The following is a 14,058-nucleotide window of genomic DNA, read 5'->3' as shown; positions in this document are numbered from 1 at the left end:
AAAGCAGGCGTCTGAAGCGATTAATTGACCGATACCGGGCGGGTCAACGCCTCATCCCCGATGCCATTCTGCTCGCTCCCCCGCCTGCGCTCCGCCAGCAGCCGACACACTTCCGCATGCTTCTCCTCGGTAAAGGTAAAGCGCGACATAAAGCCCATGCGGATCAGCGACCCAATCGCCGGCAGCAGGCAAATCCCAAAGAACAGCCCCGACAGCACGCCTTCGCTCTGGATTTGCGCCTGCGGCACGTAGCCGATCATCGTCAGGAACACGCCAATTAACCCGCCGCCCACCGCTACCGACATCTTGCCGGTAAAGGTCTGCCCGGAGAAGGTGATCGCCGCGCAGCGCTTGTTAGTGTGGTACTCCGCGTACTCGATGGTGTCGGCAATCATCGACGAGGTGAGGATGTTGGTCATCATCACGAATAGCGTGCTCAGGCCGAGGAGAATAAACAGCATTGTCACCTGCTGATATCCGACAAACCACATCACCACGCGCACCGCCACGTCCAGCCCGCAGAGGATCATAAACAGCTTCCGCTTCTGCATCCGGCGCGTCAGCATCGGGGCGACCAGGCACAGCACCGCCGCCACAATGCCCATCACGCCAATCGCCATCTGCAGGCTGCCGTCGCCCAGGTTATTGATAAAGAAGTAGATATACAGCCCGCCCGCTACGTTGTGGAACACGCAAAAAAAGAACGACAACAGGACGATAAACAGCGGCTTGTTCTGGCGCAGGTTGTGGAAGGTGTCGCGGATGGTCACCTTTTCCGGGCTCGGCGGCACACGCTCTTTGATCTGTATAAAGCCGTTAAGCATCAGCGGCAGGCCCACCAGCATCATCACCAGCGCCGCCATAAAGTAGCCTTTATCGTTGCTGTACTGGGCGAAGAACGCCGCCAGCTTCGGGAAGAAGATATTGGCGCAGGCAATCCCGGCGTTCACCCCGAGCATCGCCGCCGTCACCGCGCAGGTGCGCTGGGCGGAGTCGTTGGTCATCACCGACGACATCGACCAGAACGGGATATCGGAGATGGCGTACAGCGTCCCCCACAGGATATACGTCACCCCGGCGTAGAGGATTTTGGTGGTCATGTCCGCTTCGATTTTATAAAACGACAGCAGCGTGACGCCGGTAATCAGCAGCGGCGCGATCAGCAAAAAGTGGCGAAACTTGCCGAACCGGCTGTTAATGGTGTCCATTATGCTGGCAAACAGCGGATCGTGAACCGCGTCCCACGCGCGGGCAATCAGGAAGATGGTGCTCGCCGCCAGCGCCGAGATCCCCAGCACGTCGGTGTAAAAATAGTTAATAAACGAACCCACTAAACCAAAGCTAAAACACTGACCTAAACCATAGCCAAAATAAGACCACAACTCGCGAGACGGTATTTTCATTGTCGTTGTCATAGTGCGTACCTGGTTGCCCGGCGACAGCGCGCCGGGTCGTTATTATTAGCCCTGCGGATTCGGGGCGATTTTGCGCAGCTTCTTCATCAGCGCAATTTCAGCGCGTGAGAACGGAATGCCGTTCTCCTCAAACACGTCGTGGAACCAGAGGCGACAGTAGTCCGTGGACTCCTTCATCACTACCGGCCACGGCAGCCACGTCTGGGTCTTGCCGCGCACCAGCCCCCACTGATACGGCGCAACCTTCGCCATGTACATCAGCGGAAGCTGCTCTTCGATGGTGCTGCCCACGTGGCGCGCCAGCCATTCGGTGCAGAACAGCGGGCGACCGAGCTTTTGCAGCTGCTGAATCATCGCCGTCATGCGCCCCGTGTGGGTGTAGGCGTGAAAGCTCACCACGTCCGAGAGCGCCAGCGCGGTCTGGTCCAGCGGGTGCTGGAAGAACGTCTCGCCCTCCTCTTCCGGCGGGACGCGCCACGCGCAGACGGTGAGCGGCTGGGTCGGGTCTTCTTCACGCACCCACTGGAACGCCAGCTTCATCAGCGCGTGGGCGCAGGTCTCCAGCTTCGCGTCGTACTGCACCTCCTGCGTGCCGGTCGCGAAAATGCCGCGGTTGCCCGGCTCGTTATAGAGATCCCACAGTAGCACGCGCTTATCGTCGCGGAACTGGCGAACAACGTCGCGGATATAGCGTTCAATGTCTGCCCAGCAGTCGGGATCGCACACCTTATCGCGACCGGGGCTCGCCGCCGCCTGGCTGTTGTGCTTGCCCGGCACGGGCGGCTTTTGCGGGCCGAGGTACGGCTCGTCACCGGAGAAGCCGCAGTCGTCCATCAGGGTCAGCATGGTGCTGAACCCGTGACCGTCGGCAATCGTCAAAAAGCGGTCGATGCGCGCCATCAGCCCGTCGCGGTCATGCTCCCAGACGATAAACGGCAGGTTGATGCGCAGGGTGTTATAGCCCGCCTCCGCCGCCCAGCCCAGCTCGCGGTCAATGGTTGCGGCATCGAAGGTCTCTGCCTGCCAGATATCGGTCCAGTTCACCGCCGTCGACGGCAAATAGTTAAACCCGCACAGCCAGCCTTTCTGCTCATACCACGCCTGTGCCTGCTCCCTGCTCCACTGCTCTTTCATTACGCATCCTCTTACTGATAATGTTTAGCTAATAAATATTAGCTGCAGGATAAATGCGCAAATCACGGCGTTTAGAAAAGCGATGCCCCTCACAAAGTTCACGCTTCGATGAATGAGAAACGTGATCGACGGCGCTAAAGCGTGCGGTTAGGGTATGATGCGAAGTCGCGAAAGGGAGAGGACGGATGAAGCGAAAAACAAAAGTGACGATGAACGATATTGCGCGGGCGGCAGGGGTGTCGCAGGCAACGGTATCGCTGGTGCTCAACCAGTCCCGCAACATCAAGCTCAGCGACGACACCCGCCAGCGGGTGATTAGCGTCGCCACCGAGCTCGGCTATGACCGCCTCCCCGCCGTTCACGCCCCGCGCAACCAGGAAGAGATCGCCCTGCTGGTCAGCTCGCTGCAGAGTTTTGACCCGTTTATCGACGCCATCAGCCAGGCGCGGGAAGCCGCGTGGCGCAACGAGACCCTGCTCACCGTCTACGACTACGGCGACGACGTGGAGCTGGCGCTGAACATTATCCGCCAGCTGGAGAAGCGCAACTGCATCGGGATTATTCTCGCCTCTCCGGTCACCACGCTGGTGGACATGACGGCGTTTCACGACTGCACCCGCATCCCGCTGGTGCTACTCAACCAGCGAGACCCCGGCTCGCCGCTGCTGCCGTCGTTTATCCCGGACGACTACGCCAATGCTTTCCAGGTGACTAAACACCTCATCGCCTGCGGGGCCACGCGCATCGCCCACATCACCGGCGAGAGCTGGATGGAGGCCTCCCGCCAGCGTCTGGCGGGCTACCGGGCAGCGCTACAGCAGGCCGGATTAACCTGCGACGATAGCCTGGTGCGCCAGACCAACTGGCAGTTCAGCGAGTCCTTTACCGCCACCACAGCCCTGTTGGAATTGGCCGAGCGCCCGGACGCCATCTTCTGCGCCAGCGACTGGCTGGCGATTGGTTGCTATCAGGCGCTGGCGGTGAACGGCGTGCGCATCCCGCAGGATATGCTGCTGGCGGGCTACGACGACCAGAAGATCTCCGAGCAGCTCACCCCGCCGCTGACCAGTATTCAGCTGCCCTACAGCGAGCTGGGACGACTGGCGGTGGAGTACCTGTGCAATGAGGAAGATGCCGCCACGCACGTGACGCTGGCGGGCAGGCTGAAGGTGCGTGCCTCAAGCCTTGTCTGAGGTAAACACCATGCCCGCGTAGGGCTTCTCGCGACACGCCGCCAGCCGCGCGGCGAGGCTGCCCACGTGCAGCTCCAGCTTGTGCCCGTCCGGATCGAGAAAGTAAAACGACGCCCCCTCGCTTTTGTTCTGCTTCCAGACGGTGACGCCCGCCTGCTCAAGTCTTTGCGAGAACGGTTCAAAATCCTCCTCCGCCACGGTAAACGCGTAGTGGGTATAGTCGCTCTCCTGCGGCGGCACATACCGGCGCGCCTCGTCGTACGACAGGCAGATCCACAGATCGCCGCAGGTGAGATAGGCCCCGGTATTCCAGCGGGCGTGCAGCGTCAGTCCCAGCAGCTCGTGCCAGAAGGTGACGCTTTTTTGCAGGTCGCTGACCGCGAGGGTCAGGTGGTTGAGTGATTGCAGCATGACGTGCCCTTTTGTTTTTCGCGCCGGACGTGGTACGGTAAAGAGATGAACATAAACCACGCCGTCCTCACCGTAAACCGCTGGTGGCTGCCTTCTTAAAGGCGGCACGGAGTAGTTTTCCCCATTTTCAGATAGCCGCCGAAAGGCGGCTTTCACATTTTAAGACCCCTTTCGGCATTACAACGTTAAGGAGTCTTTATGAACGCACCCACCATCCTCACCGGCGATCGCCCAACCGGCCCGCTGCACCTCGGCCACTTTGTCGGATCGCTGCGCCAGCGCGTGGCGCTCCAGCACACACACAACCAGTTTGTGCTGATTGCCGACCTGCAGGGGCTGACCGACAACGGCAGCAACCCGCAAAAAATTCGCGACAACATCCCCGAAGTGCTGGCCGACTACCTCGCCGCCGGCATCGACCCGAACCTGACCACGATCTGCCTCCAGTCCGCCCTGCCCGCCCTCGCCGAGCTGACGATGCTGTATATGAACATCGTCACCGTCGCCCGCGTGGAGCGTAACCCGACGGTGAAAAATGAGATTGCGCAGAAAGGCTTCGCCCGCTCGCTGCCGGTCGGGTTTATGGCCTATCCCATCAGCCAGGCAGCGGACATCACAGCGTTCAAGGCCGAGTGCGTGCCCGTCGGCGACGACCAGCTGCCGATGATTGAGCAGACCAACGAGATTGTGCACAAGATGAACAGCCTGCTGCCCGCCCCGGTGCTGCGCCACTGCAAGGCGATGCTGAGCGACACCAGCCGCCTGCCCGGCATCGACGGCAGCGCCAAGATGTCGAAATCGCTGGGCAACACGCTGCACCTTTCGGCCAGTGAAGAGACCATTCACCGTGCGGTCAGCGCGATGTACACCGACCCGAACCACCTGAAGGTAAGCGACCCGGGGCAGATTGAGGGGAACGTGGTGTTTACGTATCTAGATGCATTTCATCCGGACAAGGAGAAAGTGGCGGCGATGAAGGCGCACTATCAGGCGGGCGGGCTGGGTGACCGGGTATGTAAGAACGAACTGGAGGCGTGCCTGCAGGAACTGATTGCGCCGATGCGGGAGCGGCGGGCGATGTATATGCAGGACAAGGGGGAGCTGATGGCGATGCTGAAGCGCGGGACCGAACGGGCGCAGGGGGTGACGCAGGAGACGTTGAGGGAGATGAAGGTTGGGTTGGGGGTGCCGGTGTTTTGAAATAACGTCATGCAGCGTATGCATTCAAATATTACATGCGCTGCATAATATTATTTATCGGCAACTCAGAGAGTATTACATTTTTAATTAACAGGAACCATTACAACCCCTGCTTGGAACATGACCGACATCAATCTGGATATTTATTTCGGATTTTAGCCCGGTTTATTAACCACTTTATGTATATTCGCCATACAGTCTAAAACCTAGCATTGCTGCATTTACTCTTCTACCCCTACAAGGAATTGTCATGCAGCTTTATACCAATGAATTTACCGCTGAGTTAAAAGCGGAAATAGATCGTTCGCCTTTTTCCGATGAACAACTGGCCGCCATGCCTGAGGACGCGCGCGCCATTATTGCCGAACAGGAAGCCTTTCATCGACTACATCCCGTCACCGCCATCTGGCGGATTGCCACGGCTGGCAGCCAGACCCGAATGGGCGGCATGGTACTTCCCGTCGATCGTGAAGCCACAATGCTCATGGACGATGGTAGTTACACCAGCCCGATTGTCGAAGGAGACTGTGTGGCCTATCCGGATGGAACGCTCGCCACGATTATGACCTCATCAGGAACCGCGTTTACGTGGAAAGGACACGGCGTTGCCCTGGTTGGTAGCCTGCTTGATAACGATGACGAGATTATCAGCACACCGCTCGGCAGTACTTATCTGGTAACCCGCGAAGGGATTCCACCTCAAGAGGATTTCTTAACCTGGCCCGGAGAATAGGCCATGGGCTACCGTTCAACGAACTACGGCCGCGGACAGGCGCTGCACGGCGACAGAACGACCACCGGCGCAATATGCTGTAGTACCTTGCCCAACTGCACCGAGCACGGTCGCGGCGTTATCCGCGTCGGCGATAAAACCACTGCATGCCTTAAATGCGGCAAGCAGGGCGTTGTTGCAGACGGTGAACCTCGCGTTAACTGGATGGGGCAAGCCTCAGCCGTCGATGGTTCTGTCGTTATTTGTGGCTGCCCGCACGGAACCAACCGCGTGATTGCCCCATCGGGAGAGTGGCTCGGCTTCGGTCCCTCTCCTGAACAGATCGCACAGGAAAAGCATCAGACCATGCTCGCAGCGCGCCAAAAAGAGCAAGAGGCCGAAGCGCTGCGGCGAACAGAAGAACGCGATCGCAATCGGGTCTTTGCGAAATCCTGCCTGCGTGGTGAAGGATGTAACGATGCGGGTACCGGAAGCGAGCCGCACACCAACTTCGCCGAGATGGCATTTTACCAGGCCATGCCTAACGACGCCCCGCAACACGCTCAGGCGGCAAAGCGTAAGGCGATCCCAAAGCCGAAGCAACGCAGCGCGCTTTATCTTTGGTGGAATGGGCATCACGAGGAGATGGACTATCAGGCTGCCGTTGCGGACGAAGAAAGGGCCTGGATTGCACGGACCGCGATCGCCGATGCCAGCGAACTTGTTCTGGTTGGCGGGAGCACAATCACTCCTGGCACCTGGGCCGTGCGCGGCGCTGCATTTGGCGAGATAGCCACGGGAGGCCTTGGTGCCCCTGTCGCAGGGCTGCTGATAGGAATGTACCCCGGCAAGCTGAACGACGGCGAACAGGATTTTATCGACAGGATGCGCGCCGAACAGATGCGGGAAGCCCCTACCCGCGTTCGCTTCACCTGGGAGAACGACGCCAGCGGCAACCCAACACCGCGAGGCTGGCATACGCCGCCCGGCAAAGACAGCGTGCGCGTTCGCACGATGGAGTGGGATAGCCGACGCCAGGCGTACACCTTTACTACCGAAGAAGACCCTGGCATCACCCTCATCTGGACACCGGACCGCACCGGAGAGAGTAAGCCGTGGGATACGGGCAATCACAACCCGGTACGGATACCGAACCCGGTTGTGGTAGATCCGCTGCCGGAGGATACGGGGATTGGTGCGACGACCAGCCCGACACCGGAAGAGAAGACGTTTGCGGATTATATTCTGATTCTGCCGGTGGGCGGGGTGCCGCCGATTTATGTTTATATCCGCCACAATCCCGGACAGGTCACAGGCAAGGGGCAAAAAGTTAGCGGGGTTTGGTTATCTGATGCGAATGCGGGGAATGGGTCTCCTATTCCAAGCCAGATAGCGGATCGGTTACGTGGTCAGACATTTACGGACTTTGACCAGTTTCGTAAGGCGTTTTGGCTGGAGGTGTCGAGGGATCCGGGACTGCTGGAGCAATTTATCAGCAATAACCGCGCAAGTATGCGTAAAGGAAACGCCCCTTTCACACGCACACCTGACTCGGTTGGAAAAAGAGAACGTTATGAAATTCATCACATACAACCTATCCGTCAGGGCGGTAAGGTGTATGACGTTGATAATATGGGAATAACCACTCCAAAACATCACATCAAAATTCATAAAGGAGAGTGATATGAGACTGTTAAGTGATTACACAGAAGAAGAATTTTTAGAACTGGTACGCAAAATTTGCAATGCGGACGCACCAACTGAAGAAGACGAGAATCGATTGGTTAGAGAATTTAAACGACTTACCGAGCATCCCGCAGGCTCTGACCTGATTTTTTATCCTGAAGAGGGCAAAGATTATAGTCCAGAAGGTATTGTTAGAGAAGTTAAGGAGTGGCGTAAAGAAAATAGTAAATCCGGATTTAAAGAATAACAATCTTTGAGACTCCCGCGCTTTCGGGCGCGGAATGTGTACAATAAAATTCAAAAAGTTAAAAACAATGAAGGATTTAAGAGATTATACTGAAAGTGAATTTCTAAGTCTGGTGCGAAAAATTTGTACCGCCACAAGTGAAACAGAGGAAGATGGTAATCGTCAGGTTAAAGAGTTCGTACGACTTGCCGAGCATCCTTCTGGCACAGATCTTATTTTTATCCTGAAGATGGAAAAGATGATAGCCCGGAAGGCGTTGTCCAGGAAGTAAAAGAGTGGTGTCAGCCTCATGGTAAACCTTGCTTCAAGTCTAAGTGATTTTTTAGGATTTAAACAATGATCGTTTACTCTATAGATGTATACAGTAAAACAAATGAACTTTTACTTTATGAAATCATAATCTCTCAGCGAAATGTAGCTGCGCTGTATGACATTATGGGTATTTCAGAGGAAGATGAAGCCGACTTCTCGTATGGCATCGGTGTTTATAATATAAACGAAAAACAGGCACATCTTTTAGAAATGCTCATAGGTAAAACATTCTACTCGGACGATTTAATTTTTCAGCTTTCAGGAGGAGAGCTTTAAATGAAGATTAAATATATAATGCCCCTTTTCTCATTTCGAAAACCTAAGAATTTACATCTGGACGGTACTTTATAACTCTAAATCCTGAAACGAGAAAAAAAAGCTTACGTTTAAACTATAGGGTGGACTTATACAGATGATTACAAACATGAGGCAATGATTGTTTATCCAGGGAAAAGTCATGACGAATTGGTAGATGCAGGATTTATTTCATGGAAAACATATCCAAAGGGACATTCAGGCTCTATGAACCAACACCTGGAAATGGCAAAAGAAGGCATCAATTTAAGTTTTTTGAGAGAAGCTCAAGCTCTTGTTGTGATAAACCTTAAATTGAGGCCGATTTGCATATTTGTGGTAGGGACGGCGAAGACCTACAGGAAGACTGCGAAGAAGCGTTTGGCGTTCAGCTTACCACGGAAGAAGATGGCTATATGAAAACGTTCTCTCTTGCTGAGAATGAGTATCTGTTTACGGGCGAGGGTATAGATTTTTTTGGCATCTGTAGGTTTATGCGCTGGTTGCATGGCATACCCGAACCTGTTATACGCGATTTAACCGTCGGCGAACTTCACGCTGTGCTGGTTAAGGCTGTGAAAGAGCAGGTAAAGCACGAGTGATTTCTGAAGATTACGGGCATGGGATAACATGCCCGTATCGTTTTATTGCTTCAAGGATTACATGAGGTGGGAAGCACGGTTACTCCGACATCGCCTTCCCTGTTCCACGTTTAACAGCCGGTATATCACCTGTATCATTCAGCGCTCCCGGAAAGGTCTTCAACCACTGCGCGACTTTCTGCTTATTTATATTCACCATGCTCATCCCTTCAAGGCATCCCCATAATTCTCTTGTATGCTGTGGTGTAATCACAATGCAGTCTTTCATGGCGCGGATTTTTACCGGCATGCCGTTGATAAAGCCTGCACGGGTTAACCACTCGCCGCCCAGAAGAAGATATTTCATGTCTATGCGTGCATACAGTTCGCAGCAGGCGGCACTGTCCTGCGGCGTTTCCGCTCGGGGATGGACGGGCGCCGCGTTAGGCGGGTTGCCGTGAAGACGGCGGGCGCTGTTTTTGCGTACCAACTCGCGGTTTTCAATCATGCCGGTGAAAGCGTCTGATTCTGTTTTGCAAACGGTAAACTCTGGCTTAAAATTCGTCGCAGCCATATACAACTCCTATCAAGTTGGTTGTGGTTAGCGGTATGGGGGTGTTGCAGCACCTTCATATCGCGAATTCTCTCGTTAAATATTCTTTGATACTTCCTTTGCCATTCGGCGTAAATTCTGGTGACCATTATACAGGGCTGAATATAAATACAGCAGTTTGGTGCGGGGTAAATTTAAAATTTGCGAGGGGGATTCAGGAAAAGGGTTGGGTCAGGGAAATTACGCAGCGAGGACTATCAGAATATAAGGTGAGCGCCCGCATGGACCTCAGAGCAACCATTCGCCGCTCTGCGGGCTGGCAATGAGTCGTTTTATTATCAAGTTCGGTGACCGACTGAGCGATCGCCTTTAATACGATGGCAGTTACACAGCATTACGGACAGGCTCCTTTGAGAGGATAAGCGTTAATAAAGAGGAGGCACTCAATGCCTCCTTTCTATTTGTTACGCTCTTACGTTCCAATCGTCCGTATACTGGACATTACCATCAACATAACGCCAGGTGATTTTGTCATACATCAGGGAAACAGATTCCATGTGGTTGATCTGTGAGTTTCCTGCCATCTTAGCGTTTGGCATCCCTGGGTTAATGCCCGTCACTTTCACACCCTCAATGGTCATGACGAAGTAGCACTCTTCTTGTCCTGCATGGTTAATGCGATACCAGCGAATCTCCGCACTTTTCAACGTTTGGCCGGTGGCAACGGCTTTGTATAGATACGGGCTGGAGCTATCAAACTCCTTTTTAATCATCATCGGAGAATGTGAACGCTTGCCAGTAATCTTCCCGTTGGCACTGTCTACTGGAATGTTCAGCCCATGACTAAAGCCAACAATCTCTATACTCCCCTCACGATCCTGAACGTCTACAGCTCCTTTAATGTCTGCGCCGCCATCGTCCTTAAGCCACATGTAAGCCGGAATAGGCATTTTACAAACTCCTTTTAGTTGTGATTTTCATCGTGATGAACCAGTAGCAAACAATCGTTAAGAGCAACTGAAAGCCCACAATCGCCGCTATTGTGAAATTTGAATACGTTTGATCCGGGAATAAAGACTGATAAGGCAGCAAGCGAAACAACGCCCAAAACAGGAAGGTAAACCCGAAGATTTTAGCTAACCGTCGCAATGTGGAACTGAACCACTCTCTGGGGATACCAGCTGGACTAACTTTGTGTGTCGTGCCACTGTACGCCGTGGTAATGGCGCTCATGACAGGTACGCTGATTAACGTATTGATTAAGATGCTAAAATAGGCGTCTAACGATTCCCAAACTTCTGAATCAGGTTCACCCAAAATGAAGCGGGTAAACTTGTCGGCGCTTTGGAAATCAAAAAGCCCCGTAATAGAATTAACTAATCCATCATACGGAACCATTTCAGCAACGATCAGCACAACAACAGCGAACAGCACTATCTTGATGAATAAACTAAGGGCATGTTTTGCCATTGGAAATCACCTCAATCGTGCCGTATGCCTGTAGCTTCCTCATGCAAGGAACATCTATTCTCTGGCTTCTCAACAGAGCATTACGCAACATGGCAAAATCAGAATCATGTGGGAGAGTGATACAACCTTCTGATAGTACGCCTGGATGCAAACGGAAATTGCCACGCTGAACGCTCTCAATCCATGTGTAATCGTCGATCCCCCAAACATCACGCCATAATGCGAACCATTCAGAATGTTTGAATGTTGTACCATTGGCGAAGTGATTATAAATGTCTCTTCCCACTGTGTTTAGCTGTGACTTGAGTCCACCTTGAGGGCGGTCAACAATCCATTATTTACCCGCTGGTACTGGCCCCTCTTTGGGCATCATTCCACATGCCCCACGATTACGGTAAGCACCATTACCAGAGAAAGCTAAAAACGTGCCTATACCAGGAAACGATAACGGGGAATAGTACGCATCATTAATTACGAACTTTCCATGTAGAGCCATAGATAACCCTTTTATCTATAATGATTTGTTGGCTTATCGTACTCCTACGCAATCGGACATAAGAAGGTTTTCTTCCGAGAGACCTCTGATTTTCAGACAATAGCCCGTTGGTGGTAAGACAACGCGTAAGGCCGTTAGGCGGTAACATCAGAGGTGTGTCAGGAAGCTAGGTTTATCAAGTTGACCATGTGCCCTCAGGGGCATGACCGAACCGCTGGCAGAGTGACCTGCTCCCTGATGCTAGTAATGTCTTCATAAGCCTCATGAGGACATCCCCATGAAGAGGCGTTTTTCCGACTGGCGTAATTACCGCTGCCTATTATACAGAACTGAATATAAATACAGCGGTTTTGCGACAGGTAAAATTGGGAAATACAAGGGGGATTCAGGGAATGGGTTTGGGGGATACTGGTAAATCGCAGGCTTGAAAAATCAGTCTTATTTTCCTCATCCATAAATCTATTCATTCGCTAACTTGCCTTTAACGACAAATCCGTCGCATCCAGCCCTTCTTCTCAGATCCCACAAAAATTCATCAGACCTATAGATTAACGATTTACATCACCCTGATTTTGTTATGTGATCCTGTTACAGGCTTTAGTAACGCCCTGCCCAGCCAACCGTAACAGGACTTCATTGATGGAATTTTATCAGGCCGATCCGACGCTTGAGAACTACTGGCGTGGTGTGATCCTCTTTGGAAGGAACGTCGCATCTTACAAATTTGCGCTGGCGTCAGCATTGTATGAAGTGGATAAGACGGGCAGCGATTTGATAACGCTCGACCAGCTTGCCGTGCCGTTTAGCCGCTATCTTTGCGAGCACCTGAAACATGCGCCAAAACAGATCACCTCCCGCAGCAGCCAATTTCTGGAAACCTGTCTGAAGTTCAACAGAGGTGAAATCACCCACGCCCAGCTCATTGAAGCGACGGTGCGCCTTGGCTTTAACAACGTGATTGATGCCTTTCACTACGTCAACCAGGGCGAGATCGATAAACGTTTTTTCCTCGATGAGCGCAAAACCAACAATGGGATCCGCCTGACGGATAACTTCTTTTTACTGGGCGAACGCCTGCAGTATAAAAACCTCGCTTTTGAAACCAATGCCCGCTGGAACCTGGTAGAACAGGCCTGGTCGATGGGGATTTCTCGTAATCTTGTGGGCGTGGAGTTCGACGAAGATAATCAGCTGTTGTTCACGAGGGTGAACGCGCGTCGCGTAGACATCACCAGCTGCCGCGACAGCCTTAATGGTTACCAGAAAGGACGATGCTTTTACTGCTTCAAACCCATCAGCCTAGTACCGGGAGATGCAGAACTGGCGGACGTCGACCACTTTATTCCCTGGGCTGCCCGCAATGAAGTGAGCAATATTAACGGCGTATGGAACTTAGTGCTGGCCTGTCGATGTTGTAACCGTGGCGTCGAAGGTAAATATGCACGCATTCCCGACCTCAGGCTCCTGCAACGGTTACACACCCGCAATGAGTATTTTATTCAGAGCAAACTGCCGTTGCATGAGACGATTGTTCTACAGACAGGGCAACGTCCTGAAGCACGGAGAAGCTTTCTTCAGCGTAACTGGCAGGCCGCGCTGGACAAACTTATCCATACCTGGAAACCCAACGTGGAAGGCGAGGCAACGTTTTAATGACACTTCACTACTATCAGAATCACGCACAGGATTTCTTCGATGGCACGGTCAATGTCGATATGACCCCGCTTTACGAGGCTTTTACCCAACATCTGCCTCACGGTGCCCGGGTTCTGGATGCTGGGTGCGGTTCTGGCCGGGATGCAAAAGCCTTTCATGAGATGGGTTATCTGGTGGATGCTTTTGATGCCTCTCCCGCGATGGTGGAGCTGGCAAGGCAACATACCGGGTTACCCGTGCAGTTGATGGCGTTTTCAGAAATCGAGAGTAAAGCGCAGTTCGATGGGATCTGGTGCTGTGCCTCTTTGCTGCATGTCCCCTCTTCTGAGTTGCCTGCGGTGATGCAGAAGCTTGCGGATGCGCTTAAGCCTGGCGGCGTCTGGTACGTGTCGTTTAAGTATGGCAATGGTGAGCGTGTGCAGGGGGAAAGACGGTTTACGGACCTGGATGAAGAGGGATTGCGGGAGTTGCTGAAGACGGTTCCGGGGATGGAGAGCGCTTCGCTGTGGGCGACGCAGGATAACCGACCGGACAGAGATGAGACATGGCTGAATGGAATATTACGAAAAAACGCCGCTTGATTATCAGGCGGTGCTAATCGATACGGAGTAAATTAACTCAGTCATTTATCACCTTGGTCAGCTCAACTTCACCCGTGGTGGCATTGAAGTACAGATAGAAAATGTCCCCTTTTACCT

Annotated in this window: 16 protein-coding genes and 2 pseudogenes; 11 read left to right on the top strand and 7 right to left on the bottom strand. The window is 53.1% G+C overall.

Annotation, left to right across the window (positions count from 1 at the left end):
• Window positions 1-20 precede the first annotated feature (20 nt).
• Complete coding sequence (locus DG357_RS02930; RefSeq protein WP_088204624.1) at window positions 21-1,415, bottom strand: MFS transporter; 1,395 nt, start codon at window positions 1,413-1,415, stop codon at window positions 21-23.
• Between the two features lie 45 nt (window positions 1,416-1,460).
• Window positions 1,461-2,549, bottom strand: a complete 1,089-nt coding sequence (locus DG357_RS02925) for a cellulase family glycosylhydrolase (protein WP_063942943.1) — start codon at window positions 2,547-2,549, stop codon at window positions 1,461-1,463.
• Window positions 2,550-2,734: 185 nt separating this feature from the next.
• Between DG357_RS02925 and DG357_RS02920 the strand changes: the two genes are divergently transcribed.
• Window positions 2,735-3,742 carry a LacI family DNA-binding transcriptional regulator gene (locus DG357_RS02920; protein WP_088204625.1) on the top strand — a complete coding sequence of 336 codons (1,008 nt, stop codon included), beginning with the start codon at window positions 2,735-2,737 and terminating at the stop codon, window positions 3,740-3,742.
• On the opposite strand, the gene fosA is transcribed toward DG357_RS02920, so the two are convergent.
• Window positions 3,728-4,153 (bottom strand): FosA/FosA2 family fosfomycin resistance glutathione transferase, encoded by a 426-nt coding sequence (fosA, locus tag DG357_RS02915; protein ID WP_088204626.1) that lies wholly within the window; start codon window positions 4,151-4,153, stop codon window positions 3,728-3,730. The genes DG357_RS02920 and fosA overlap by 15 nt on opposite strands.
• A gap of 198 nt (window positions 4,154-4,351) precedes the next feature.
• Between fosA and trpS the strand changes: the two genes are divergently transcribed.
• The 8 genes and pseudogenes from trpS (at window position 4,352) to DG357_RS23080 (ending at window position 9,206) form a co-directional block, all read left to right on the top strand.
• Window positions 4,352-5,353, top strand: coding sequence for a tryptophan--tRNA ligase (trpS, locus tag DG357_RS02910; RefSeq protein WP_088204627.1), 1,002 nt, complete (start codon window positions 4,352-4,354; stop codon window positions 5,351-5,353).
• Between the two features lie 250 nt (window positions 5,354-5,603).
• Window positions 5,604-6,086 (top strand): hypothetical protein, encoded by a 483-nt coding sequence (locus DG357_RS02905; protein ID WP_088204628.1) that lies wholly within the window; start codon window positions 5,604-5,606, stop codon window positions 6,084-6,086.
• A 3-nt stretch (window positions 6,087-6,089) separates the two neighbouring features.
• The gene (locus tag DG357_RS02900; protein WP_088204629.1) at window positions 6,090-7,748 is read left to right on the top strand and encodes an S-type pyocin domain-containing protein; all 1,659 of its coding nucleotides are present in this window, start codon (window positions 6,090-6,092) and stop codon (window positions 7,746-7,748) included.
• A gap of 1 nt (window position 7,749) precedes the next feature.
• On the top strand, window positions 7,750-7,998 hold the full coding sequence (locus DG357_RS02895) for a bacteriocin immunity protein (RefSeq protein ID WP_088204630.1): 249 nt from the start codon (window positions 7,750-7,752) through the stop codon (window positions 7,996-7,998).
• 67 nt (window positions 7,999-8,065) lie between these two features.
• Window positions 8,066-8,316: pseudogene (locus tag DG357_RS02890) on the top strand (bacteriocin immunity protein).
• 18 nt (window positions 8,317-8,334) lie between these two features.
• Entirely contained in the window at window positions 8,335-8,586 is a 252-nt protein-coding gene (locus DG357_RS02885; RefSeq protein ID WP_088204631.1) for a DUF7683 domain-containing protein, read from the top strand.
• Between the two features lie 156 nt (window positions 8,587-8,742).
• A complete protein-coding gene (locus tag DG357_RS22910; RefSeq protein WP_159087771.1) occupies window positions 8,743-9,024 on the top strand; it encodes a DUF6392 family protein in 282 nt (93 codons plus the stop codon).
• On the top strand, window positions 9,021-9,206 hold the full coding sequence (locus tag DG357_RS23080) for a hypothetical protein (protein ID WP_224222665.1): 186 nt from the start codon (window positions 9,021-9,023) through the stop codon (window positions 9,204-9,206). The genes DG357_RS22910 and DG357_RS23080 overlap by 4 nt, the downstream gene beginning before the upstream one ends.
• A gap of 79 nt (window positions 9,207-9,285) precedes the next feature.
• Here the strand turns inward: DG357_RS23080 and DG357_RS02875 are convergent, their stop codons facing one another.
• From DG357_RS02875 to DG357_RS02855, 4 genes and pseudogenes are all read right to left on the bottom strand, one after another.
• Entirely contained in the window at window positions 9,286-9,759 is a 474-nt protein-coding gene (locus tag DG357_RS02875) for a SymE family type I addiction module toxin (RefSeq protein WP_088204632.1), read from the bottom strand.
• Between the two features lie 443 nt (window positions 9,760-10,202).
• Window positions 10,203-10,688: an Hcp family type VI secretion system effector gene (locus tag DG357_RS02865; RefSeq protein WP_088204633.1), complete on the bottom strand. Its 486-nt coding sequence runs from the start codon at window positions 10,686-10,688 to the stop codon at window positions 10,203-10,205.
• Window position 10,689: 1 nt separating this feature from the next.
• Window positions 10,690-11,208, bottom strand: a complete 519-nt coding sequence (locus DG357_RS02860) for a hypothetical protein (protein WP_088204634.1) — start codon at window positions 11,206-11,208, stop codon at window positions 10,690-10,692.
• Window positions 11,189-11,704, bottom strand: a pseudogene (locus DG357_RS02855) (DUF2778 domain-containing protein). Before DG357_RS02855 ends, DG357_RS02860 begins: the two are co-directional and overlap by 20 nt.
• Window positions 11,705-12,343: 639 nt before the next feature.
• Here DG357_RS02855 and DG357_RS02845 point away from each other — a divergent pair.
• Entirely contained in the window at window positions 12,344-13,357 is a 1,014-nt protein-coding gene (locus DG357_RS02845; RefSeq protein WP_088204635.1) for an HNH endonuclease family protein, read from the top strand.
• The gene (locus DG357_RS02840; RefSeq protein ID WP_088204636.1) at window positions 13,357-13,941 is read left to right on the top strand and encodes a class I SAM-dependent methyltransferase; all 585 of its coding nucleotides are present in this window, start codon (window positions 13,357-13,359) and stop codon (window positions 13,939-13,941) included. Before DG357_RS02845 ends, DG357_RS02840 begins: the two co-directional genes overlap by 1 nt.
• The last annotated feature ends 117 nt before the right edge of the window (window positions 13,942-14,058 follow it).

This window comes from Enterobacter bugandensis (assembly GCF_900324475.1).
Taxonomy (GTDB): Bacteria; Pseudomonadota; Gammaproteobacteria; order Enterobacterales; family Enterobacteriaceae; genus Enterobacter; species Enterobacter bugandensis.
Note: the sequence above shows the minus strand (reverse complement) of the source record. Positions and strands in the feature narration are given on the sequence as shown.